Origin of the sequence: Bacillus sp. JJ783, from assembly GCF_036963225.1 — a bacterium.
Taxonomy (GTDB): Bacteria; Bacillota; Bacilli; order Bacillales; family Bacillaceae_G; genus Bacillus_A; species Bacillus_A cereus_U.
Genome location: NZ_JBALMG010000043.1, coordinates 1 through 26023, shown reverse-complemented (window position 1 = coordinate 26023; position 26023 = coordinate 1). Strand labels below are relative to the sequence as shown.

The following is a 26023-nucleotide window of genomic DNA, read 5'->3' as shown; positions in this document are numbered from 1 at the left end:
TTTTTTATTACTTGCTCTCTTTATTCGTAATAGAAGCACTTACGAAGTCATGGAACAATGGTTGTGGACGGTTTGGACGAGATACAAGTTCTGGGTGGAACTGTGCTGCCACGAACCAAGGGTGATCTTGTAATTCAATAATTTCCACTAGACGACCGTCTGGGCTTGTACCAGAGAATACAAATCCAGCTTTTTCCATATCCGGACGGAATTGATTGTTGAACTCATAACGATGACGATGACGTTCATATACAACCGGCTCGTTGTAAGCATTGTAAGCATTCGTTTCTTCAGCAAGCTTACATGGGTATAGACCAAGGCGAAGTGTACCACCTAAATCTTCTACATCTTTTTGTTCTGGTAATAAATCGATAATTGCATAAGGTGTGTCAGGATTAATTTCAGAAGAGTTAGCCCCTTCTAATCCTAATACATTACGTGCAAATTCGATTGATGCAAGTTGCATACCTAAGCAAATTCCTAAGAATGGAACTTTGTTTTCACGAGCATATTGAATTGCAACGATTTTACCTTCTACACCACGATCGCCGAAGCCACCTGGTACAAGGATACCATCTGTGTCGCCAACTAATTCTTTTACGTTCTCTGCTGTTACGTGCTCAGCGTTTACCCATTTCACTTCTACATCTGTGTCGAATGAATAACCTGCATGACGAAGTGCTTCTACAACAGAAATATATGCGTCTTGAAGCTCTACGTATTTACCAACAAGAGCGATTTTTGTTTTCTTAGAAAGGTTACGTACTTTATTAACTAGTGCAGTCCAATCTGTCATATCTGCAGCAGGATTGTCTAATTTTAAGTGATCGCAAACGATTTGGTCCATGTTTTGTTCTTGAAGAGCTAATGGAACCGCATATAAAGTATCTGCATCGCGTGCTTCGATAACTGCTTTTGTATCGATGTCACAGAATAATGCAAGCTTGTCTTTCATGTCCTGAGAAACAGGTAATTCTGTACGAACAACGATAATGTTCGGCTGAATACCTAAGCTGCGAAGCTCTTTAACGCTATGTTGCGTTGGTTTTGTTTTCATTTCACCCGCTGCTTTTAAGTACGGGATTAACGTACAGTGAATGTACATTACATTGTCACGACCGATGTCGCTCTTAATTTGACGAATTGCTTCTAAGAATGGTAGAGACTCGATATCACCAACAGTTCCACCGATTTCTGTAATAACAACGTCGGCGTTTGTTTCGCGACCAGAACGATATACACGTTCTTTAATTTCGTTAGTAATGTGAGGAATAACTTGAACTGTTCCTCCTAAATATTCACCACGACGCTCTTTTTGAAGAACTGAAGAGTAAATTTTACCTGTTGTTACGTTGCTGTATTTATTTAAGTTGATGTCGATAAAACGCTCATAGTGACCTAGGTCTAAGTCCGTTTCTGCACCATCATCTGTTACGAATACCTCACCGTGTTGGTATGGGCTCATAGTCCCTGGGTCTACGTTAATGTATGGATCAAACTTTTGAATAGTTACGTTTAAACCACGATTTTTTAAAAGTCTTCCAAGAGATGCTGCTGTAATACCTTTACCTAAAGACGATACTACACCGCCTGTTACAAAAATATACTTAGTCATGAAAATACTCCCTTCTACTTCGTTGTTATATAATCACCGTTGCAAAGCGCAACGTATGTAGATAACACTGTATCTATCTTATTGTTAGGCTCTTTTTATTTTCTAAACAAAAAACAAAAAAGAAAATTGCTCCCCTCATCACATAAAGTAATAAGTAGGGAGCAATTTTCTTTTATATTTACACTTTAAAAGTATTATCGTCCTTTTTTAAAGAGCCCAAAAATGATTCTACATGGACGATAATGAAAAGTCAAGAACTACCGCTCTTCCTCTTCTTCTTCTTCAGTTTCATCGTACTCAAGTTCTTCTTCTGCGAAGTCTTCATCATCTTCTTCTAAATCGTCAAGATCATCATCTTCATCATCTGCGTCTTCTGCTTCAAGAACCTTGTCCAAATCTTCTACATCTTCTACATCTTCTTCTGCATCTTCTACATCATCATCTTCTTCAATGTAGTCGTCAAAACCGTCCTCTTCAACTTTGCGTTTCTTCTTCGGTTTTGGCTGAGGCAGAATTTCTTCATCAATTTGCTCATATGGGTACCAGCTACGTAGCCCCCAACGATTTTCGCCTAAATTAATGAAACGTCCATCGATGTTTAAATCTGTATAAAATTGTGCGAGTTTCGCATTAACTTGTTCTTGAGATAGTCCCAGCACTTGAGCGATTTCTTGAACCAACTCGTTGAATGTCGTTGCTTGTCTTTTATCCCCTAAAACGCTATGTACAACTTCAATCATTGAACATTCTTTTAGCTCTTCTGGTGAATATTGCTTAAAATTCACTTATGCGGCACTTCCTTTCTTCAAATATAACCTTATATACAACGGTCTGCTTAAAAAAATCCATACTATTCATTATAAACAAAAGTCGCACAAATATGCTACAAAAAAAACGGGAAACTTTTATCCCGCTATTTGCGGGCAATAAAACTCCCACCTCAAAATTCGGATGGAGCAAAGAAGTTAGGTGGGAGCCCTGCTGCCCGTAAACGCCCGATTGGTGAGGGCTAATAATCAGTGGGGGATGAACAAAACCCCAACTGATTAAAGTTTCACTTTATATGGTAATAAAATTATAATTTGGCCATTCCTTATTTCGGAAGCATATGGGCCCCCTGCAACACATACCTAATTTGCATTTCAGTATATTCTTCGAGCGTATACAGTTTTTGCAGTGCCCAGCGTCTAAATCCCCACATTTGTCCTTGTATGAAAATATTATGTGCAAGAAGCTGTATTTCCTTTTTATTTAGTGTAAATGTCCCATTTTCCGTACACTGCTCTAAAATATTCTCAAACATCCCGACCATTTGAAACTCTTTTTCTAATACATATGGGAGTGATTCTTTCGGTAAAAAACGTACCTCTTGATACATAATTAATACTTCTTCTTGCAATTCATCCATCACTTTAAAGTAATTCGTTATCGCTATCTTTAAGCTTTCTATACTTCCCTTCTCTGTACACACTACTTCCTCTAACCGCTCTTTTACATGTTCATAAATACTATCACAAACTAAATATAATACATCATCTTTTGTGCGAATGTATTCATAAAGTGTTCCGATACTAAATCCAGCCGCTTTCGCAATTTCCCTCGTTGTTGTACGCGGGAATCCTTTTTGCTTAAACAACTGCACCGCACCTTTAATCATTTGTTCACGCCTTAACGCAACTAATTTTTCATCTTTCACTGACGCATGTACATTATGTTTAACCATCCCTTCACCTCTCTCTATTATTTTTGGAAGTAAAAAGCGTAGGAAAATACCTACGCTTTCGTTCCTACTTCGTTAACATACGAGAAATTACAAGCCTTTGAATCTCTTGTGTTCCCTCATATATTTGTGTAATCTTTGCATCGCGCATATAACGCTCTACTGGATAATCTTTCGTATAACCATAACCACCAAATACTTGTACTGCTTCAGTCGTTACCTTCATCGCTGTATCACCTGCAAATACTTTTGACATCGCTGACTCTTTCCCGTACGGAAGCCCTTCAGATTCAAGCCAAGCCGCTTGATATGTTAAAAGACGCGCTGCCTCTACATCAGTTGCCATATCTGCAAGTTTAAAGCCAATTCCTTGTTGCGCCGCAATTGGCTTCCCAAACTGATGACGTTCTCTTGCATATTCTACAGAAGCATCTAAAGCGGATTGTGCAATCCCGACCGCTTGCGCCGCAATGCCATTACGGCCGCCATCTAACGTTTGCATCGCAACTTTAAATCCTTGGCCCTCTTCCCCTAGCAGATTCCTTGCAGGAATACGGCAATCTTCAAACATAATTTCAGTCGTTGGAGAAGAGCGAATTCCTAACTTGCTTTCCTTCTTCCCAACCGAAAATCCTAGCGTATCACTCTCCACAATAAATGCACTCGTGCCGCGCTGCTTCGAATCAGGATCTGTTAATGCAAAAACAACATAAATATCAGCAATTCCGCCATTTGTAATAAAGATTTTCGAACCATTTAAAATGTAATGGTCTCCATCTCGTTTTGCAGTCGTCCTCATTCCGCCAGCATCTGATCCAGAGCTTGGTTCTGTTAAGCCATATGCACCAATTTTCTTCCCTTCAGCCATTGGGCGCAAAAACTTTTGCTTTTGCTCTTCCGTTCCAAATTTAAAAATTGGCCATCCAGCAAGTGAAGTATGCGCAGACAGCGTTACACCTGTAGAAGCACAGACGCGGGATAATTCTTCAACGGCAATTACATACGCCAAGTAATCGCTTCCAATTCCGCCGTATTCTTCAGGCCACGGAATACCGGTCAAACCAAGCTCTGCCATTTGATCGAATAAAGCGCGATCAAATCGCTCTTCCTCATCACGCTCTGCTGCTGTCGGTGCTACTTCATTCCTTGCAAAATCCCGAACCATTTTCCTTATCATTTCATGTTCTTCTGATAATTTAAAATGCATTCCCGTCTCCCCCTCTGCCTTTTTATAAAGCTCGACTAATTACAAGCTTTTGTATTTCGCTCGTTCCTTCATATATTTGTGTGATCTTCGCATCACGGAAAAATCTTTCTACTGGATAATCTGTCGTATAACCATAACCACCAAATACTTGCACTGCTTCAATCGCAACTTCAACAGCCGTCTTAGAAGCAAATAATTTCGCAATAGAAGCTTCTTTACCGCATGGTAATCCTTGTGCTCTTAGCGATGCAGCTCTGTATACAAGTAATCGCGCTGCTTCTACGCTAGTCGCCATATCTGCAAGTTTGAATCCGATTCCTTGCTGCGCCGCAATTGGCTTTCCGAATTGCTCACGCTCTTTCGCATAATCAATCGCACTTGCAAGCGCCGCTTCCGCGATTCCTAATGCCTGCGCTCCGATTCCAATTCGCCCAACATCTAAATTCGCCATTGCCACCTTAAATCCTTGTCCTTCTTCACCAAGTAAATTCTCAGCCGGCACTTTCATATCTTCAAACGTAAGTTGCACTGTGCGAGAACCAAGAAGCCCCATCTTATGCTCATCTTTTCCGATGATTAATCCTGGTGTATCTTTCTCTACTATAAATGCTGAAATCCCGCTTTTCCCCGCCTCTGGATTTGTAGACGCGAAGACGATATATGTACTTGCTTCACCACCATTTGTAATAAAGACTTTCGATCCATTAATGATGTAGTGATCGCCTTTCTTTACAGCTCTTGATTTCAAACTGCCTGCATCTGATCCTGCATTCGGTTCTGTTAGAGCAAATGCGCCTAAATATTCACCAGTCGCCAGTTTAGAAACATACTTCTGCTTCTGTTCTTCTGTTCCGAAATACAAAATCGGATTCATTCCAACTGACGTATGTACAGCTAAAATTACACCGACCGTTGCGCTTACCTTTGAAATTTCTTCAATCGCTAGAATGTACGAAATAAAATCCATTTCTGCCCCGCCATATTTTGCAGGCGCCGGAATACCCATTAGTCCAAGCTCACCCATCTTTTGCAAAATCTCTTTTGGGAACACCCCTTGTTCCATACTAGGAACAAAGGGAGCTATTTCCTTCTGTGCAAAATCTCGAACCATTTTCCTCATCATTTGTTGCTCTTCAGTAAAGTGAAAATTCATGTACTTCGCCTCCGTTTGCTATATATCTTTTTAATAATTTGGTAAGACCACTACTTTAATAAAGGGAGGAATTTATTCGTAAACGTAGAAACCACGACCAGTTTTACGTCCTAACCATCCTGCATTCACATATTTACGTAATAATGGACATGGGCGATATTTACTATCTCCTAATCCTTCATGCAACACTTCCATAATGTATAAACACGTATCTAAACCGATAAAATCAGCTAATGTAAGTGGTCCCATCGGATGATTCATACCGAGTTTCATTACTTCATCAATCGCTTCTTTCGTCGCTACACCTTCATATAACGTATAGATTGCTTCGTTAATCATCGGTAATAAAATACGGTTCGATACAAACCCTGGGAAATCATTTACTTCAACTGGCACTTTCCCGATTTTTTTCGTAATATCCTCAATCGTTTCGTACACTGCATCATCTGTAGCTAAACCACGAATAATTTCAACGAGTTTCATAACTGGAACTGGATTCATAAAGTGCATGCCGATTACTTTCTCAGGTCGTTTCGTTACCGCTGCAATTTCCGTAATTGGTAACGATGACGTATTCGTCGCTAAAATTGCGTGTTCTGGAGCAATTTCATCTAGATTCGCAAAAATTTTCTTTTTAATATCCATTTTTTCAACAGCTGCTTCAATAATAAGATCAGCTTCTTTGACACTATTTAAATCGAGCGTCCATGTAAGACGATTTAAAGTCGCTTCTTTCTCTTCTTCCTTCATACGACCTTTTTCTACTTGGCGGGCTAAATTTTTCGAAATAACAGCTAGCCCTCTATCTAATTGCTCTTGCTTTAAATCTTGCACTTTCACATCATAGCCTGCCATTGCACACACTTGTGCGATACCTGAACCCATTTGCCCTGCACCAATTACAACTATTTTTTGTACACCCATTCTTTCTTCCCCCTTAATATAAGTTGTTAATAAACCGAAAATTTCCTGAACGTAAATTAATGAACCTCAATCATCACTGCATCACCTTGACCGCCACCGCTACAAATAGAAGCAATTCCAATTCCGCCGCCGCGCTGCTTCAGTGCATGGATAAGTGTAACGATAATACGTGCTCCGCTCGCTCCAATTGGATGCCCCATTGCTACAGCACCACCATTTACATTCAATTTTTCCGGATCGATTCCTGCGATTTCTGTACTTGCAATTGCTACCGCCGCAAATGCCTCATTGATTTCAAATAGATCGATGTCTTCAATTGTCTTACCTGTCTTTTTCAGCAATTCATTAATTGCATAACCTGGCGTTCTTGGGAAATCCTTCGATTCTACCGCAATCGCCGTATGCGCCAAAATTGTCGCTAATGGCTTTCTTCCTTCTTGCTTCGCTCTGTCCTCGCTCATTAATACAAGCGCAGCACCGCCATCATTTAGTCCAGGAGCATTACCAGCTGTCACCGACGACGTCTTATCAAAAACAGGCTTTAATTTCGCTAATTTTTCAATCGTTGTATCCGCGCGTGGTGCCTCATCCTTGGCCACGACGATAGGATCGCCTTTTCTTTGCTGAATTGTTACTGGTACAATCTCCTCTTCAAAACGACCTTCCTTATGTGCCGAAACCGCACGTTGATGGCTACGATATGCCCATTCATCTTGTGCTTCGCGGGAGATCCCATCCTCGTTTGCAACTTCTCCGCCATAAACACCCATGTGTATACCTGAAAATGCGCATGTTAAACCGTCTGCAACGTTTAAATCGATAACTTCGTTGTTACCCATTCTGTATCCCCATCTTGCCCCTCGTAAAATGTAAGGGCTGTTACTCATCGATTCCATTCCACCAGCTACAATCAGTGATTGATCACCAGTACGAATAATTTGATCCGCTAACGTAACTGCGCGAAGTCCTGATGCACAAACTTTATTTACTGTTTCTGTCTGCACTTCCCAAGGAATGCCGGCCGCTCTTGCTGCTTGGCGTGATGGAATTTGTCCTTGCCCTCCTTGGATAACCGTTCCAAATATAACTTCTTCAACATCACTAGCGGAAACATTCGCTCTTTCAAGCGCTGCCTTAATTGCGATTCCTCCAAGTTCTGTTGCTTTCACGTCTTTTAAAGTTCCTCCAAATTTTCCAACCGGTGTTCTTGCAGCACTTAAAATAACTGTTTTACTCATGTTTCTTCCCCCATTTCTTTTTTTAGCACCGAGCGCTCGCTCGGCATTCCTACGCTTAGAAGAGGTGCAATTATTGCACCTCTTTCTAAAGTTGGATGCATTCCTACAAACTACATTGCTTCTTTCTTCTGTCCGATAACTGAGCGTTCTAAAATCTCTGTTACGTCCAGAGTTTGAACTGTTTCTTCAACTTCTTTCGCTTTCGTACCGTCACTAATCATCGTTAAGCAATACGGGCATCCTGTACCGATAATTGACGGCTGCACAGCTAGCGCTTGTTCTGTACGAGCAACGTTAATACGAGAACCTGCCGTTTCTTCCATCCACATTAGGCCACCACCCGCACCACAGCACATTCCCGTTTCACGGTTACGCGCCATTTCTACAAGGTTTACACCTGGAATTGCTTTTAGAATATCGCGCGGTGCTTCGTATACTTCGTTGTATCTTCCTAAGTAACAGGAATCATGATACGTAACTGTCTCTTCAATAGAATGGACAGGTTTTAAACGTCCTTCCTTCACCCACTGAGCTAGTAATTCTGTATGATGATAGACTTCTGCTTGTAAGCCAAAGTCCGGGTACTCATTTTTAAAAGTGTTATAAGCATGAGGGTCAATCGTAACGATTTTCTTCACTCCTGCTTTTTCAAATTCTTCAATATTTTTAGTCGCCATTTCCTGGAATACAAATTCATTTCCAAGGCGGCGCGGTGTATCACCAGAGTTCTTTTCCTTATTACCAAGAATTGCGAATGAAATGCCTGCTTCGTTCATTAGCTTCGCAAATGATATCGCAATCTTCTGACTGCGATTGTCATACGAACCCATTGATCCAACCCAGAATAAGTATTCAAACTCTTCGCCAGCTTTTGATTTCTCCTTTACAGTTGGAACTGTTACTTCATCGTCACCTTGGCGCCATGTTTCACGCTCTTTACGATTCAGTCCCCACGGATTCCCTTGACGCTCAATGTTTGTCATTGCACGCTGCGCTTCCGCGTCCATTTTCCCTTCTGTTAAAACGAGATAGCGGCGTAAATCAATAATTTTGTCAACATGCTCATTCATAACTGGGCACTGGTCCTCACAGTTACGGCACGTTGTACATGCCCAAATCTCTTCTTCTGTAATAACGTCTCCGATTAAACTTGGATCGTACGCTAGCGCTGTAGCCGCTGATTCTTGTTGTCCTTTTCCAGCTGCCATCATCGCTAACTGATTTCCTTGTGTATTATTAAAAGCAACAACTGGAACCCACGGTGCTTTTGATGTTACCGCTGCTCCTTTATCAGTTAAATGATCACGAAGTTTTAAAATTAAATCCATCGGTGATAACATTTTCCCTGTTCCTGTTGCTGGACACATATTTGTACAACGACCACATTCGACGCAAGAATATAAGTCGATAAGTTGATTTTGTCTAAAGTCTTCAATTTTACCAACACCGAATGTTTCTTGCGTTTCATCTTCAAAATCGATTTTTTCAAGTTTTCCTGGATTTGAAAGACGACCAAAAAATACGTTAACTGGTCCAGCAATTAAATGCGCATGTTTTGATTGTGGTACATAAACTAAAAACGTTAACAAGATTAATAGATGCACCCACCAAGAGAAATAGAACACTGAAATGGCTACGGTTTCATTTATCCCTGAGAAAACGTAAGCGATTGCAGAAGCGATTGGTTCACTCCACGAAAGCTCTTCGCCATGCCATATAATTCCCATCCCATTACCAAGTAGCACAGAAATCATTAAGCCACCGATAAAGATAAGGACAAGACCTGATTTGAAATTACGTTTTAAACGAACAAGCTTTTCAACATAGCGTCTATGAAAAGCCCAAAAGACTGCAATTAAAATAACAAGTGTGACAATTTCCTGGAAGAATGTAAATGCAGGATATAGTGGTCCAAGTGGAAGATGTGATCCTGGTGCGAGCCCTTTCCAAACGAAGTCAATTGCTCCAAATTGGACAAGAATAAATCCGTAAAAGAACATAACGTGAATGATGCCGCTCTTTTTATCTTTCAGCAGCTTTTTTTGACCGAAAACATTGACCTTAAGGAGATCCCAACGTTCTTTAAAACGACGGTCAAATTCAATCTTTTTTCCTAATTGTATGTAGGCCATCCTCGTTCGTATAAGATATACAAACAAATATCCCGCATAAGCAATAACAGCAATGGCAGCCAGCCAATTAATGATTAGTAAGCTATTCATTTTATGCTACCCCTCTCTTTGTAAGCCCTCTTCCTTTTTTAGAATCTTCGAAAATATATAATTTTCTGAATTGTATCCCCTATTCCCATTATATAATGAGTGAGCATTCAGTCAACAGTTTTTTGTTATACAACAACACATTTTTTTAATAAAGCTGTTTATTTCGGTGAAACTATAAAGTGAAACTTTAATCGGCGGGGCTGTTCATACCCAATGATTATTAGCCCACACTAATCGGACTTTTACGGGCAGCCCGCAAATAGCGGGCTAAATTGAACTTTTGATTTGTAAAAAATTGATGGTGAAAAGACCGTGAAGGAGGGAATTTACTTATGTTCTTCTTATCTCTCTTGTTATTAGGCAGCGCTCTCTGGATTACAATCGACCTTTCATACGGGAGAATTCTTCATTTAAAGCGCGTACGTTCTCGTTCTTTCTCTTTACGTCAAAGTGATTTTCGCCTTTATACATACGGAAATGATCTGTACGATGCTCTCTTTACTGATATCAAACAAGCTAAACACCATGTGCACGTCTTATTTTTTATTGTAAAAAACGATGACATAAGTCGTAAATTTTTAAAGTTACTTATCGATAAAGCACAAGAAGGAATTGAAGTAAGACTTTTACTCGACCGGTTTGGAAGTCATTATTTATCAAAAGAAGCGGTTTACTCCCTACAAAAGCATGGTGTCTCTTTTTCATTTTGTCACAAAGTAAAATTTCCTTTTCTTTTCTTTTCTGCCAATCAAAGAAATCATAGAAAAATTACAGTTATTGACGGGAAAATTGGTTATATTGGTGGATTTAATATCGGCGAGGAATATTTAGGGCACAATCAAAAGTTAGGGTTATGGAGAGATTATCATTTACGTCTTACAGGTGAAGGGATACAAGATTTACAAAAACAATTTTTACATGACTGGTTTGATGATACGAACCAAAACTTATTAGATTCCTCTCTTTATTTTCCAGAACAACAACCTGGTGCTATTCTACATCGCTTCATCCCTACTGATGGTGCCTATTTACAAAATACATTTTTACATTTAATCGAAAGCGCGGAAAAAGAACTCTTTATCGGTACACCATATTTTATTCCTGGAAAAAAAATTATGAACGCATTATTAAAAGCACGAAAACGTGGGGTTCAAATAACTATTCTCGTTCCACAAAAGGCAGATCACGCCCTCGTTCGAGAAGCAAAATTCCCATATTGCCGAAAGTTAATACAAGCTGGTTGTAATATTTACGCTTTTCAGCAAGGATTTTTCCACGCAAAAATTATTATAGTAGATGATCATATTTGTGATATCGGAACTGCTAATTTCGATATGAGAAGTTTATATAGTAACCATGAAATCAATTGCCTTTTATACGATAAACATTTCATACAAGAAGTAAAAAGCAAATTCGAGGAAGATTTGGGACGCTCCTCATTACTTTCCTTTGAAGATGTCAGCCCTCTCTCCATTATTGATAGAGGAAAGGAATGGATAGGAACGATACTCGCGTTCTTTTTATAGGGAAATTTCAAGAGCCAAAGAGGTGAATCACATATGATAATGCGATTTGGATATGTCTCACATGCTACGGCATTATGGGACTGTTCGCCTGCCAAAACAATGACATTTACAAGCTGGAAAAAACTAAAAAAACAAGAGCGTGAAGATAAATTATATAATGTCACACTGCAAAATCTAGAACACACAATACGCATCCTTCATTACAATATTGCACACGAAATTCCATTATATCGTTTATCATCTTCTATCGTCCCGCTTGCAACACATCCTGAAGTTGAATTTGATTACATTCAACTATTTGCTCCACTATGGCGTAAAATAGGAGCATTAATTCAAGCACACAATTTACGCGTAAGTTTTCATCCCAATCAATTTACGCTATTTACAAGCGATAAACCACATATTACAAATAATGCCATTACAGATATGACCTATCATTATAACGTGTTAAATGCTATGGGAATTGCAGATTCTTCCTACATTAATATCCATGTAGGTGGCGCGTATGGAAATAAGGAGAAGGCAATCGAACGTTTTCATGAAAACATACAACAACTTCCTTACCATATAAAAAGACAAATGACTCTTGAAAATGACGATAAAACATATACAACTTCTGAAACTTTGGCTATTTGTCAAAAAGAAAAAATCCCTTTCGTGTTCGATTATCATCATCACATAGCGAACCTTTGTAATGAACCGCTAGAAGAATTACTTCCTATGATATTTAAAACTTGGTCACATACAAATGTCCTTCCTAAAGTTCATATTTCTTCTCCTAGATCTGAAAAAGAATTTAGGGCCCACGCAGATTATATTGATTTAGAGTTTATTAAACCTTTTTTGCACATTACAAAAAAAATTGATCATGATTTCGATATTATGATTGAAAGTAAACAAAAGGATTTAGCACTTCTTCAGTTAATAGATGAAATCGCTTCTATAAGAGGGATAAAAAGAACAAACGGCGCAACGTTACAATGGTAATTTGTAACACTGCGCTATTTTTTCAAAAAAAGTAATTCTTATAGCAAAAAACATCCCAATTTATATGCTATTATTTAAATTAGCATTTTCCCCCTGCGATTCAACTTTATTGAAACGGAGTCATAATATGATTAATCAAAAAAAATATGTACAATTTGTCATGATGTATATAATTATATTTTCTCTTTGGATATTCCTTATCCCTAGGGATTTAAATATAAAAGAAATTGGAATTCTCTTCTTATTTTGGTTTGCTACACTCTTTTCTTGCTATTGCTTATATAAAGCAATTAAAAAGATGAAGCACGGTGACAAACTATTTTGGGTTCTAGTACTATGCACTTGTATATGTGGATTAGCTATGGAGATAACTTTATTTCTTCATTCACTTTCTATATATGATCAAGTCATATTCTCATATAAGGCATTGCCTTTTTTCATCATACAATATATTTTGCTCTTTTCTGGCTTTGCTATAAAGTTTATAAAACATTACTCTATTAGAGGCCTTGCTCAATTTTCATTCGATAGCATCTTTATTGTTATTATGAATATTTATTTTACCTTAACTTTTATTTTGGATCTTTCGAGCTTTCGTATGTTAACAACAGATACGTGGTTTTTAATTGGATACTTTATTGCACAATCATTAGTGATTTACGCCGTTATTAGTCTATATAGAAGAGAACAATATTCTTCTAGTAGAATTTCGTTAATTATCGGCTTTACTATCATACTTGTATACGGATATATACACCTATTCCAGTTAAACTCAGGAATGAAACCTTCTTCTGAAGTCTCTTACTTAATACATACTGCTTCAATTTTATTAATCGGTTTATCATCCATACTATATATTTTGGATAAACCCATGCAACATGAAACGAAAGCGAAATATTATCGATTCGATTATGTGCGCTTTATATTACCATATTTCAGTATAATCATTACCTTTGCCTTTATTCTTATTCAACCTTGGGATGATAAGTTCATGTTAATCGGTCTCGTATTATCACTCATCTTATTATTCCTACGACAACTTTACATGTGGAAAGATAATCAAGTACTAATCGATACGTACGAACAGTTGACTACACAACTAGAAGGAAAAGTTGAAGAAGGTGCATCTGCGTTATCAAAAAGTGAACAACGTTATACATCTTTATTCGAAGATCATCCTGATGCCGTTTTCTCTTTAAATATGAATGGCATTTTTCAACAATCTAATAAGGCTTGTGAAAGCTTATTTACTGCCTACTATTGTGAAGTCGAAAGCTATTCCCTTCTACACTTTATTGATTTAAAAGACCATGATCTACTAAAGAGAGCTTTACAAATAACTAAAGAAGGTAGACCACAAACTTTAGAGGTTCGTACAAAAGAAAAAGAAGGCTACTACTATTACCTTCACATTACACTCATCCCTACTTTCATAAATAAAGAAGTTGTTGGGATGTTCGGCATAGCACGTGATATTACAACTTTATATGAAAAACAAAAACAAGTAGAACATTTAGCCTTTCATGATGCACTTACAGGACTACCGAATCGCCGGAAATTCGAAAAAGATTTAAAAACGATTTTAAATACAGCTCAAAACAACACTAATGACGTTGCGGTCATGTTCCTCGACTTAGATCGATTTAAAAAAATTAACGATCGACTCGGCCATGATGTTGGGGATCTATTATTAATTGAAGTAGCAAAAAGATTACGTGGATGTTTGCGTTCAAAAGATATCGTTGCCCGCCAAGGCGGAGATGAATTTACGATTCTATTACCAGATATGTACTCTGAAAAAAGTGCTTCTTTTATAGCTGAACAAATTTTAACTATCTTAAATAAGCCTTACTTCATTAAAGATGAAGAACTTTCTGTTACACCGAGTATCGGAATTGCAATGTACCCTGACTACGGAACCGATGTAACCGAATTAATGAAAAATGCAGATATGGCTATGTATCGAGCAAAGGCAAATGGAAAAAACAGATTCGTTTTCTTCTCAAAAGAAATGAGTATTGCTCAAAATGAAATACACTTCCTAGAAGGTGAGCTTTCAAAAGCACTACAACAAAATGAATTTTTCCTTGAATACCAGCCACAAGTAAACACAAAAACAAAAAAAATTATCGGTTTTGAGGCGTTAATTCGTTGGAAACACCCAAAACTCGGGATTGTATCACCTGTCCAATTCATCCCTCTAGCAGAGGAGACAGGATTTATTATTGAACTTGGTAATTGGATTTTACGTACAGCCTGCTTAGAAGCAAAAAAGTGGCATAACCAAGGATTTTCTCACTTAAAGGTTGGTGTGAATTTATCTGTTGTTCAATTTAATCACGCAGATTTAATATCAACTATTTCAAAAGTCTTGGAAGAAACAGAACTAAAGCCGGAAGCGCTAGATATTGAGATTACGGAAAGTATCGCGATTAATCAAAATCATTCTGTAATTGCTAAACTAGAAGAACTTCAAAATCTTGGTATTCAAATTTCAATTGATGATTTTGGAACTGGTTATAGTTCTTTAGCTTATTTAACGAAATATCCAATCAATACATTAAAAATTGCTCGAGAATTTATTTGTGGAATTACAAATAGCCCTTTAGAAGAAGCCATTATCGCTTCCATTATTACGCTATCAAAAGAATTAAATTTAGAGGTTATTGCGGAAGGTGTAGAAACAGAAGAACAATGGAAGTTTTTACACGAGCAAAACTGTGACCACATTCAAGGATTCCTCTTTAGCAAACCTGTTTCTAGTAAAGATGTTTGGATGTTACTCCATAAAAAAACAACCGTCTAAGTAAGACGGTTGTTTTTTAATACTCAAAAGGTATATCTGAAGCTAATTGTACCTCTTGATCATTATGAGAAATTACTTGACTTTTCTCTAAAGCTGTATCTCCTAATGAAATACCCCATGCCATTGCTAACGTTAATAGACTACCAATAAGTAGTTTTTTCATATTCCATCACCCGCATTTTTTCTTTAAATATATCATGAAAATTTATCCACATCTTATGCAATTATGCATATTTGTTTTTTAGGTCTTTTTTATTTCTTCATTTTTTTTATAAGTGATTCTTTATACGCATGGATTCCTAATATATCGAAAAAGAAGCAAGCTTTTTCATAAGCATCTTCAATCTCTGTCCTATCATACTCTAGCCTCTCTAGGCATTCACCTTTTTGATAGTATAACTGTCCAATCAATGCCATACTATTAATTCGACACGATAGTTCAATGGCTTTATTTGCGTGACATAGCGCTTCTTCGTATTGATTATCTAAGTATAATGCTTTTGCATGATTATGTCTCACCTTCACATCAAACTCTTTATTATCATGTAATGCCTCTAATTGTTTTAATATATCTTCAAATAACTCAATACTCTTCTTAAAATAGCCATTTTCAGCATAAATGTTTGCAATTGCGTTTTCAATATAAAGATTCTGATATACATCTATTCCTGCCAATTGTTGATTGAGCAATTTCTTTAATTCTAAAATACAATATTCGTAATCAATTTTTTTCAATATGTAAGCAGCTACATGATATTGCCATTGAAGAAATTGCTGAAGCTCGGGATGATATTCTTCCTTTTTCAGTTCATTCCATGCTTTATTATAAATTTCTTTATATTTCTTTTGCTTACAAAGCATAATGATTTGATCTTTTAACTGCTTTTTCCTCTCGATATCAGAATAAATGAGTACCTCATAAAAATGAATAATGGGAACTTGTAACTTTGCTGCAATACCTTGCAATATATCCATACTTGGGTATACCGCGCCCGATTCAATTCGGCTCACTTCCGATTGATGACATACATTATCGGAGAGTTGTTTCTGTGTTAATCCTCTCATTACCCTAATTTTCTTTATTTCACTTCCTAATTTTTCTGCGTGCATACTTACTCACCATCCCATTATAACAATCTAATTTTTTTAAGTTGTCATACCACTACAATAATGTGAATTCGACAATTTTTGATATGAAATAATGCATAATATATATAAAATTCGGCAAATTCCTCATACAATTCATCTCACATACACAATACAAGATTAGGAGTGTTATAGATGAATTATAGAAAACTTGCTAGTGCTTTCGTTACATTCGGTCTTCTTTGTCCTTTATCAACAGAAGCTATTCACGCTCAAGAATTAGATAAAAATGAAGTGAAAGTTGAAATTGCTCAGCCTGGTTTAACAATCGGAAAATTAACACAACCTCAAAACGATACAAAAGAGAATATTGCTAAAAAGTATTTAAAAGGTGAGGTAAATGGGGCTAAAGCTCAACAAGAGCAAGTTACTACTGAAAAGAATGTCGATTTTCAACCTACAAATAAAGAAACAAAAGAAAATCAAACCGAATTACGCCTTGCACAAACATACAAAAACTATAAAGTATATGGTCAAGATCTCATTGTAAAAGTAGATAAAACTGGAGTAATTACAACTGTTAGTGGTAAAGTTGCCCAAAATTTAGACCAACAACTTAATCTTACTATAACAAATTTTTTGTCGAAAAATGAAGTAAAATCTAAATTACGCAATATACTTCAAATTCCAAGTGATGCGACAGAAACAGAATTTTCTAGCGAAACGGTAGTTTATACGAAAAAAGATGGGCACTATACATACGCAACGGTCCTTACATTTACTTATGAAAACAATGAACAAGTTATAAACGGAAATGCAATCATGGACTTACAAACTGGTGAAGTACTTTTCCAAGAAAAGTTTATTAAAAATAAAGAGAATAAAACTATTAATCAAGTAACAGCACCTAAACTATCACCAGCGAAAGAACAAGGAACTGGGAAAAATGCGCTACAAGAAAATGTATTATTTAATATCGCAAAAGGTACTGACGGAAAATTTTATTTAGCTGATTTATCCCGTGGAAATGGTATTTATATTTATAACGCAGACTATGCTGACTCTCTTGGTGGCGATAGCCAAGCCGGTTATCCAGGGACACTTATTTCAAGTAACACTTCGAACTTTGCAGATAAAGAAGCAGCTGGTGTTATGAAAAACATGAGTAATATTTACGACTATTTTAAGAAAGAACATAATCTAAAAAGTTACGATAATAAAGATTCAAAAGTTGTTGCTAGCGTCCACGGATTTGATTCTACTGAAGTTAGTGATGGTGTAAAAGAAAACTATGTAAATGCGTTTTGGCATCCAGGTTGGAATCAAATGGTCTTTGGTGACGGGCTAAATGGAAAATTAACCTCTGCTCTTGACGTAACAGCCCATGAATTTGGACATGCTGTATTTAGTGGTACGACGAAAAATAAAATTGTGCGATATCCAAGTGCTGAAACATCTGCGCTAAATGAAGGTTTAGCAGATTTTTGGGGTACACAAATAGAATATTACGTAAAGAAAGATAAAGGAAATTGGATTATGGGTGATACGTTAGGTGGTCTAACAATTCGTGACATCCCAGGGGAAATTGGTGACGGCGGCAACAAACTATATACAAACTTACAAGATTTCTATAATGATGGAAATAATCAAGAATCTCATGTGAATTCCGGAATCATTAGCCATGTATTATATCAATTAGCTGAAGGTAAAACGTATAACGGTATATCTGTTCAAAGACAAGGAAATGAAAAAGTAAGTAAAGTTGTTATGCGTGCATTGCAAAACTACGCAACTTCAGCAGAAGATTTTGAATCACTTCAGTCTCACATTGTGCAAGCTGCAAAAGACTTATATGGTAATACGACAGCAACAGAATTCGAAAAGGCTTTCCAAGCACATGGATATAAAGCACTAGCAAAAATTAATAAAGTAGTAGAAGTACAACAAGGAAAATAAGAAAAAAAGAAGTTTACCGACTATAGGTAAACTTCTTTTTATATCCATCCCTTTTCTTCCGCAATTGTAATTGCCTCAATTCTATTTTTCGCGTCGAGCTTCGTTAACACTTCGGAAATATAATTACGTACTGTACCCGGTGAAAGATAAAGTGTTTTCGCAATTTCATTTGCCGTCTTTCCTTCTTTAGCAAGTAACAATACTTCTTTTTCACGATCTGATAATGGATTTTGCTCTTGCCATAAGCCAAACATTAAATCTTGAGAAACCTCTCGTTTTCCCTTCATTACATTACGAATTGCTGCGGCTAAATCTTCACTCGGGCTATCTTTTAACAAATATCCGTGCACACCAGCTTTCATCGCCCTTTCAAAATACCCTGGCCTTGCAAATGTTGTTAAAATCATTACTTTGCATAATGATTTTTCTTTCTTTAAAGTTTCAGCAACATCCAATCCACTTTGAATCGGCATTTCAATATCCATAATACTTATATCCGGCTTTAACGATTCAATTAATTTTAACGCCTCTTCCCCGTTCGCAGCTTGCCCAATCACTTCCATATCATCTTCTAAATCAAGTAGGGCTCCTAATGCACCACGAAGCATCCGTTGATCTTCCGCAATAATAATTCGAATCATGCCCTCACCTCATCTTTTCCTGTTCTAATGACAACTGGTACTTTTACTGTTAATAGCGTCCCTGGATTTATCGTATTTAGTTCAACAAATCCATCAATAAGAGCAATTCGCTCTTTCATACCGCGGATACCGTTTCCATCATGGTTTTGATCCTCTAAACCGATACCATTGTCTTCTACTGTTAAGATTAATTCACCCTGTGATTCCAATACAGAAACCGTACACCGCGATGCCTTACTATGCTTTACAACATTCGTCACAGCCTCACGTAAACACATTCCTAAAATATTTTGTTCAATCGGTGATAACAAACTTGAACTTGCTTCCTGCTTTATTTCCAATTCAATGTTAGCTGCTTGTAAGATTTCTTTTATTTGCTCAAGCTCTTCTTCTACTGTAATCATGCGCATATCAGAAATTAATTCCCTCAGCTGCTTTAAAGCGGTACGAGATGTTTGTGTAATTTCCTTCGCTTCCATACTTGCCCGCTCCGGATTTTTCACAATTAACTTCTCAACAAGCTGACTTTTTAAAGTAATAAGAGATAGTGTGTGTCCTAACGTGTCATGAAGATCTCTTGCAATTCGCTGACGTTCTTCACGTTTTACTAAATCTTTAATTTGTTCGTTTGCTTCGTTTAGTTGATTCTTTAACATCTTTTTTTGATTAAAATTACGCATTCCAAATGGTGTAAGTAGCATTAAAATAAACATTGGAACTATATTCACTAAACTTGTAGTTGTTAGTTGATTAAAGTTTACAAATGTAAAAGCTCCCAGCATTACAATTAACAGGCCCCACAACAATCGAAATACTTTTTTACTTGGTGCAAATCCCATCGCACTTGCCGTGAAAAAACCAAAAAATATCATAAAAGCATTATAAAATAAGGCAAATAAAAAGATGAGTACCATTTGAATACATGCCCATAAAATGAACGTCTTATTAACAAAGTAAAGTTGACGGTATGTGATAATAAAAAGCACCAACATACCGCTCCCTATCCCAAGTTTCCATCCTGATGCCTGCGTTAGATGGTAAATCGGAAATAACAGATACACTAACCACATATATGGGAAGAAACCCATATGTTTCGGAAAAAACTCAAACCTCTTCTTCTCTATCATTTATACCGCTTCCTGTCTCTTTCTTATATATATTGATACTACAACAAATATAAGGAAATAACCTCCTAGTACCGCGATATTTTCCCATCCAATTGATTTTCCAGCTACAATATCCCATGCCCCGCTACCAAAATGATATGTTGGTGTCCATTCTCCAATGGTTCTTAATACTTTTGGGAATACTTCAATTGGCATCCATAATCCGCCAACTACAGCTAAGCTCATATTTAAAATATTAGCCAGGCCAGCAGCTGCATCCGCCTTTTTGATCGAACCTATTACTGTTCCGAGTGCTAAAAATGGTGTCACGCCTAATAATAACCATAATCCGGCACCAATCCATTGGCCTATCGTTAACTCAACATTATTAATTAATATTCCTGCCATAAAAATAACTAAGATTGAAAAAGCATTCACTACTGTTTGAGCAATAATCTTTGCTGCTAAATATGCTCCCTCTGGAAGTGGTGTAATTTTTAAAAGATGTGTCCATCCTTGCCCTTTTTCCTGAGAAAGTCTCACACCGAAACTAAAAAGTGCAGTCCCTACAATACTGAAAGTCGCCATTGAAATTAAATAATGAGCTTTCCAAGCATCTCCGTTTTGTGGGACTTGAATAACATTTGTGAAAATATAGTAAAACATAACTGGCATTAATAATGAGAAAAAGATAAATAATTTATTACGGAACGTACGCAAAACCTCTATTTTACATTGCATCCATAGTGCTCTCATGCGATTTCCCCCTTCTGATTTGCGACAAACTGTTCAAATGCTTCGTCGAGACTTCCACGTTCAACTGAAATATCTGTTACAGGTAAGTTCTTTTGATAAATTGCTTGTAACGTGGCATCAGTATCCTCCGTTGTTAAAATAATCCGCCCCTCATTTGACTGTATTCCTGTTACATTCGGCAATTCCTTTAGCAAGCCCATAGGGATACTTTCTTTCGAATAAAACGAAATCGTTTTTCGAGAAATCGTCGCTTTCATTTCATCTGGCGTACCATCTGCGATGATCTTTCCGTTCGCAAATAATAAAATCCGATCCGCTAAAGCATCTGCCTCTTCTAAATAGTGCGTCGTTAAAATAATCGTTTTCCCTTCACTTGCTAACTTTCTAATCGTTTCCCAAAATGTTTTTCGAGACGTAATATCCATTCCAACTGTCGGCTCATCTAAAAATAACAACTCTGGATTTCCTGCAAGTGCCAGTGCAAAATTTAGCCTTCTCTTTTGGCCACCCGATAATTTCTCACATCTTTGCTTTCGCTCTGATTCTAAATTTGATAACTGAAGTAATGTTTCTTTCGCTACTGGATTCGTATAATAACTACGGAATAACTCGATTGCTTCTTCTACCGTGATACTATCAATCACACTTACTTCTTGTAGCATCGCACCGAGGCTATTACGAACATCTCTATGCTTCGGGCTCTTTCCAAATATCGAAACATTCCCTTCTGTCGGATCTTTTAATCCGAGCATCATTGAAATTGTCGTTGTTTTCCCCGCACCATTTGGGCCGAGTAATGCTACTATTTGCCCTTTATTTACATGAAATGAAACGTTATTTACTGCTTTTTTATGTTTAAATGTTTTAGAAACACCATTTACTTCAATAATCTTTTCCATCTCTCCACCCCCGCCGTTTCTTATATTTACATTGTATGCGTTGGAAAAGTTAGGAAACAGTATGATGCGTCATGACATCCATATGACAATTGTCATGTATTCTTTATGAGAGGAATCAGCCTGCATACCGCATGCGAGTAGCAGTACAAAAACAAACATGATACAATCGGATAAGACATATATTCGAGGAAGGACAGTGGTTTTCATGATTATTCGTAATGAACAAGATTTAGAAGGTTTACGAAAAATCGGCCGCATCGTTGCACTTGCACGCGAAGAAATGAAAAAACAAGCGAAGCCAGGTATGACAACGAAAGAGCTTGATTTAATTGGTAAAAAAGTATTAGACGAGAACGGTGCTATTTCAGCGCCTGAAAAAGAATATAAATTCCCAGGTGTAACTTGCATTAGTGTAAACGAAGAAGTTGCTCACGGCATTCCAAGCGATCGCGTATTAAAAGAAGGCGATTTAGTAAACGTAGACGTATCGGCAGCGCTTGACGGCTATTATGCAGATACAGGTATCTCATTTGTTCTTGGAGAAGATGAAGAAAAAGAAAAACTTTGCCAAGCAGCCGTAGACTCTTTTTGGGAAGCAATGAAAAAAGTAAAAGCTGGCTCAAAACAAAATCAAATTGGTCGTGCTGTTTCTAACTTTGCACATAAAAGTGGATATAACGTTATTCAAAACTTAACTGGTCACGGCATTGGTCTTAGCTTACACGAAGCCCCAAATCACATCTTAAGCTACTATGATCCAATGGATAATGCACTTCTAAAAGACGGCCTTGTTATCGCTGTAGAACCCTTCATCTCTATGAAAGCTGATCATATTATTGAGCGCGGTGATGATGGCTGGACATTCGTTACACCAGATAAGAGCCTTGTTGCACAATGTGAACATACAGTCGTTGTAACACGCGGTGAACCGATTATCTTAACAGAAATATAATAAAAAACAGCCGTTTTGTAGATTCCTTCTACTAAGCGGCTGTTTTTTATTATTTTTAGGTATGTAAAAGCTTATATAAATAAAAAGGTGATGCATCAAAGTATCACCTTTTTAACGGGGTGAGGCTGTCCAAAAGTACGGAAAACTCTTGAACAGCCTCGTATTTTCATATGGATGCCTTACATATATCACTGATGATAATTATGAAATGCGGAAACATAGTTACCATCACATGATTCAAACAAAAGAAAAGAAACCCTATAACGGATCCCTTTTCCCCACATAATCTAAAGTTTGGGTACACTAGATTCATGCAATGTAGGAGCCTTCAGAATAGAAAGCGATCCTTCATTTAAAATGATAGCATACATATCTAAGCTGAAAATATGTAAATATGCATATAGCGTTTTTTTATTTCTCAACATCCGATTATTGAAAATTCAAACATATAAAGATAAAATAAAGTCGTTATCCGTCTTCTTTTGTCAGTCAGAGAGAATAGAAGAATGGGAGAGGAAAAAATGAGAAAATCGCTGAAACAAAAAATAGTAAGCTCCTTGCTTGCTGTATCACTCGCCGTTAGCTTAGCTCCAATCGGGCAAGCAAAAGCTGATTCCACGTCAGAAATTACACAGACCCCACCTATTACAAAACAAGTTGATGCAAACCGCGCCATCGAACATATCCGTTTCTTATCCGAAACAATCGGTCCCCGTCCAGGTGGTACAAAATCAGAAGAATGGGCTTCTCGCTATGTTGGTATGCAGCTTAAATCAATGGGATATGAAGTAGAGTATCAGCCCTTTCAAATGCCGGATCAATACGTTGGATTTATCGAATCACCATTAGGAATAAAGCGTAATTGGCAAGCTGGTGCTGCTCCCAATGCACTAATTTCTACAGAAGCTGTTACAGCTCCGCTTATCTTTGTTCAAGGTGGTACAAAATTGGACGATATTCCAAATGAGGTAAACGGAAAAATTGTTTTATTCGAAAGAGGTGCAACAGTAGCAGATTATAATAAGCAAGTTGAAAACGCTGTTAGTAAAGGGGCAAAAGGGGTTCTTTTATACAGTTTAATTGGAGGACGCGGAAACTATGGACAAACTTTCAATCCTCGCTTAACGAAAAAACAATCCGTACCTGTATTTGGCCTTGCTTACGCTCAAGGAAATGCATTTAAAGAAGAAATTGCGAAAAAAGGAACAACAATCCTTTCTTTAAAAGCTAGACACGAATCTAATTTAACATCACTAAATGTCATTGCAAAAAAGAAACCAAAAAATAGTACAGGTAATGAAAAAGCAGTCGTTGTAAGTTCGCACTATGATAGTGTCGTTGGAGCACCTGGTGCCAATGATAATGCTTCTGGGACTGGATTAGTATTAGAATTAGCTCGTGCTTTTCAAAATGTAGAAACCGATAAAGAAATTCGCTTTATTGCTTTCGGTTCCGAGGAAACTGGTTTACTCGGTTCGGATTATTATGTGAATAGTCTATCTCAAAAAGAACGTGACCGTATTTTAGGTGTCTTTAATGCTGATATGGTGGCAACAAATTATGATAAAGCAAAAAATTTATACGCTATGACTCCTGATGGTTCTACAAACCTTGTAACAGATGCCGCTTTACAAGCAGGTAAACAATTAAATAATGATCTCGTTCTTCAAGGAAAATTCGGCTCTAGTGATCACGTGCCATTTGCTGAAGTGGGTATTCCTTCCGCTCTATTTATTTGGATGGGTGTCGATAGCTGGAATCCATTAATCTATCATATCGAAAAGGTATACCATACACCTCAAGATAATGTATTCGAAAACATTTCACCTGAACGTATGAAAATGGCATTAGAGGTCATTGGAACCGGTGTCTATAATACCCTTCAATCTAACGTGAAAGCAGGACAAAAAGCTGCTTAATACTATTTCAAGCTACCGATTAATCGGTGGCTTTTTATTAAGGAAAAATAAATATGTATAAAAGCATATTTATTACATGACATTATCATATAGAATAAAAATTATAATAATAGTGATTACATCTAATAAAGAGGCTTTTCCATTATGAAAAAATTATTCTTGCAGGTGCGTTAACTTTAGCTTGAATTTCAGGAACTAATGCTTTTATTCCTGAAACAAACGCTGCTGCAACTACTCAAGAACAAAGCTTTTACAAAATACTATTTCTAAATTCGCCATAAAAATGGCCATACAGTCATCCAAAACTTAATGGAACATGGTCATTGATCTTAAATTACATGAGCTACCACACCACATTCTAAGCTTATGATCCAATGGATAATAGACTTCTTAAAAGCGGTTTTGTTATCGCTTTAGAGCCGCTTATCTCTATGAAAGCTGACCATATTATTGGGCTGCCGATTGAGTCCAACTTGAAACTGCTCTCTTTTTCTATAAAAAAACCCTTCAGGTTGCATTCTCCCCTTCACTTTATCGTGAAGTTTTTTGAATACTTACCTAAAGGGCGTAATATCAATAGTAATTTTTCAACTTGTCTGCTACTCAGATTATGGTTTAATCAATAATCTAAAGCTTTTTTATTATTTTATTCGCTGACGAGCAAATAGAATTCCACCTAAAAGGAACAATACCATACCGCCAAGAATTGAAATCATTTCTGCTGATGTTCCTCCTGTGTTAGGAAGTAATGTTGGCTTATCATTTTCTGTAGTAGGTGGAACTTTTGAATCGCTATTTTTGTCTGTATTTGTGTTTGGATCTGTACCTGGATCTTTTGGATCTGTGCTTGGATCTTTTGGATCTGTACTTGGATCTTTTGGATCTGTGCTTGGATCTTTTGGATCTGTACTTGGATCTTTTGGATCTACACCTGGATCTTCCTTGATTTTTGTATTCGTAATGTCATAACCTTTAACTTCGGATTTATATCCATCTACTGGTTGTTCTTTTACTTCATACTTGTACGCATTCCCTTTGCATCATATACTTGTAGTTTTTCAAACGTGTACTTCCAGTTTGTTGCCACGCTTACTTCTTTCGTGTCAATAACTTTTCCATTTTGTAATAAGTCTACTTTGATAGATACTGGACGATCTATTGCGTTGTAGTCTTCCCAGACTTTCTTACCACTGATTTCTGTTTTGTCCGTATTTTTGTAAGTGTTCGTAATCGTTGTTCCGTCTACTTTTGTTTCATAGCCGTTTACTTTTACTTCACTTACTGTGTACTTGTACTCGTTTCCTTGTCCA

At 37.1% G+C, this 26023-nt stretch carries 21 protein-coding genes and 3 pseudogenes; 8 read left to right on the top strand and 16 right to left on the bottom strand.

The annotated features are described in order from the left end of the window. Positions 1-7 precede the first annotated feature (7 nt). The 8 genes from pyrG to V7038_RS09810 form a co-directional block, all read right to left on the bottom strand. Positions 8-1615 (bottom strand): CTP synthase, encoded by a 1608-nt coding sequence (gene pyrG / locus V7038_RS09845; protein ID WP_002113067.1) that lies wholly within the window; start codon positions 1613-1615, stop codon positions 8-10. 257 nt (positions 1616-1872) lie between these two features. After that, positions 1873-2400 (bottom strand): DNA-directed RNA polymerase subunit delta, encoded by a 528-nt coding sequence (rpoE, locus tag V7038_RS09840; protein WP_070140162.1) that lies wholly within the window; start codon positions 2398-2400, stop codon positions 1873-1875. 308 nt (positions 2401-2708) lie between these two features. After that, positions 2709-3338 carry a TetR/AcrR family transcriptional regulator gene (locus V7038_RS09835; RefSeq protein WP_000238599.1) on the bottom strand — a complete coding sequence of 210 codons (630 nt, stop codon included), beginning with the start codon at positions 3336-3338 and terminating at the stop codon, positions 2709-2711. A gap of 64 nt (positions 3339-3402) precedes the next feature. Continuing rightward, on the bottom strand, positions 3403-4542 hold the full coding sequence (gene acdA / locus V7038_RS09830) for an acyl-CoA dehydrogenase AcdA (RefSeq protein ID WP_002113071.1): 1140 nt from the start codon (positions 4540-4542) through the stop codon (positions 3403-3405). 22 nt (positions 4543-4564) lie between these two features. Beyond that, entirely contained in the window at positions 4565-5695 is a 1131-nt protein-coding gene (locus V7038_RS09825) for an acyl-CoA dehydrogenase (RefSeq protein ID WP_070140163.1), read from the bottom strand. 72 nt (positions 5696-5767) lie between these two features. Next, positions 5768-6619: a 3-hydroxybutyryl-CoA dehydrogenase gene (locus V7038_RS09820; protein WP_002113074.1), complete on the bottom strand. Its 852-nt coding sequence runs from the start codon at positions 6617-6619 to the stop codon at positions 5768-5770. 56 nt (positions 6620-6675) lie between these two features. Beyond that, positions 6676-7857 (bottom strand): acetyl-CoA C-acetyltransferase, encoded by a 1182-nt coding sequence (locus V7038_RS09815; protein WP_002113076.1) that lies wholly within the window; start codon positions 7855-7857, stop codon positions 6676-6678. Positions 7858-7967: 110 nt separating this feature from the next. Beyond that, on the bottom strand, positions 7968-10079 hold the full coding sequence (locus V7038_RS09810) for a heterodisulfide reductase-related iron-sulfur binding cluster (RefSeq protein ID WP_002198758.1): 2112 nt from the start codon (positions 10077-10079) through the stop codon (positions 7968-7970). A 332-nt stretch (positions 10080-10411) separates the two neighbouring features. Between V7038_RS09810 and cls the strand changes: the two genes are divergently transcribed. The 3 genes from cls (at position 10412) to V7038_RS09795 (ending at position 15398) form a co-directional block, all read left to right on the top strand. Then, positions 10412-11605: a cardiolipin synthase gene (gene cls / locus V7038_RS09805; protein ID WP_002113079.1), complete on the top strand. Its 1194-nt coding sequence runs from the start codon at positions 10412-10414 to the stop codon at positions 11603-11605. 33 nt (positions 11606-11638) lie between these two features. Further along, a complete protein-coding gene (uvsE, locus tag V7038_RS09800) occupies positions 11639-12592 on the top strand; it encodes a UV DNA damage repair endonuclease UvsE (RefSeq protein ID WP_070140166.1) in 954 nt (317 codons plus the stop codon). A 127-nt stretch (positions 12593-12719) separates the two neighbouring features. Next, positions 12720-15398 carry a DUF4084 domain-containing protein gene (locus V7038_RS09795; protein ID WP_002113081.1) on the top strand — a complete coding sequence of 893 codons (2679 nt, stop codon included), beginning with the start codon at positions 12720-12722 and terminating at the stop codon, positions 15396-15398. A gap of 16 nt (positions 15399-15414) precedes the next feature. Here V7038_RS09795 and papR read toward each other — a convergent pair whose 3' ends face one another. Next, positions 15415-15561: a quorum-sensing peptide PapR gene (papR, locus tag V7038_RS09790; RefSeq protein WP_002113082.1), complete on the bottom strand. Its 147-nt coding sequence runs from the start codon at positions 15559-15561 to the stop codon at positions 15415-15417. A gap of 89 nt (positions 15562-15650) precedes the next feature. After that, on the bottom strand, positions 15651-16508 hold the full coding sequence (locus tag V7038_RS09785) for a helix-turn-helix domain-containing protein (RefSeq protein ID WP_002198755.1): 858 nt from the start codon (positions 16506-16508) through the stop codon (positions 15651-15653). Positions 16509-16679: 171 nt separating this feature from the next. On the opposite strand from V7038_RS09785, the gene V7038_RS09780 reads away from it, so the two are divergent. Then, positions 16680-18440 (top strand): M4 family metallopeptidase, encoded by a 1761-nt coding sequence (locus V7038_RS09780; protein WP_335469997.1) that lies wholly within the window; start codon positions 16680-16682, stop codon positions 18438-18440. 38 nt (positions 18441-18478) lie between these two features. Here the strand turns inward: V7038_RS09780 and V7038_RS09775 are convergent, their stop codons facing one another. The 4 genes from V7038_RS09775 to V7038_RS09760 are packed head-to-tail and all read right to left on the bottom strand — an operon-like array spanning position 18479 to position 21842. Continuing rightward, positions 18479-19081, bottom strand: a complete 603-nt coding sequence (locus V7038_RS09775; RefSeq protein ID WP_131232876.1) for a response regulator transcription factor — start codon at positions 19079-19081, stop codon at positions 18479-18481. Further along, positions 19078-20208, bottom strand: a complete 1131-nt coding sequence (locus tag V7038_RS09770) for a sensor histidine kinase (protein WP_335469993.1) — start codon at positions 20206-20208, stop codon at positions 19078-19080. The genes V7038_RS09775 and V7038_RS09770 overlap by 4 nt, the downstream gene beginning before the upstream one ends. After that, positions 20209-20943, bottom strand: a complete 735-nt coding sequence (locus V7038_RS09765) for an ABC transporter permease (RefSeq protein WP_002143898.1) — start codon at positions 20941-20943, stop codon at positions 20209-20211. After that, entirely contained in the window at positions 20940-21842 is a 903-nt protein-coding gene (locus V7038_RS09760) for an ABC transporter ATP-binding protein (RefSeq protein ID WP_335469989.1), read from the bottom strand. The genes V7038_RS09765 and V7038_RS09760 overlap by 4 nt, the downstream gene beginning before the upstream one ends. A 157-nt stretch (positions 21843-21999) precedes the next feature. On the opposite strand from V7038_RS09760, the gene map reads away from it, so the two are divergent. From map to V7038_RS09745, 3 genes and pseudogenes are all read left to right on the top strand, one after another. After that, positions 22000-22794: a type I methionyl aminopeptidase gene (gene map, locus V7038_RS09755; protein WP_335469986.1), complete on the top strand. Its 795-nt coding sequence runs from the start codon at positions 22000-22002 to the stop codon at positions 22792-22794. Between the two features lie 521 nt (positions 22795-23315). Beyond that, positions 23316-24713: a M28 family metallopeptidase gene (locus V7038_RS09750; RefSeq protein ID WP_335469982.1), complete on the top strand. Its 1398-nt coding sequence runs from the start codon at positions 23316-23318 to the stop codon at positions 24711-24713. A gap of 276 nt (positions 24714-24989) precedes the next feature. Next, a pseudogene (locus V7038_RS09745) lies at positions 24990-25165 on the top strand (type I methionyl aminopeptidase); the annotation flags it as partial. A 189-nt stretch (positions 25166-25354) separates the two neighbouring features. Here V7038_RS09745 and V7038_RS09740 read toward each other — a convergent pair. Further along, positions 25355-25417, bottom strand: a pseudogene (locus V7038_RS09740) (Cna B-type domain-containing protein); the annotation flags it as partial. Positions 25418-25448: 31 nt separating this feature from the next. Between V7038_RS09740 and V7038_RS09735 the strand changes: the two are divergent. Beyond that, complete coding sequence (locus tag V7038_RS09735) at positions 25449-25682, top strand: hypothetical protein (protein ID WP_335470059.1); 234 nt, start codon at positions 25449-25451, stop codon at positions 25680-25682. 41 nt (positions 25683-25723) lie between these two features. Here the strand turns inward: V7038_RS09735 and V7038_RS09730 are convergent. After that, positions 25724-26023: pseudogene (locus V7038_RS09730) on the bottom strand (Cna B-type domain-containing protein); the annotation flags it as partial.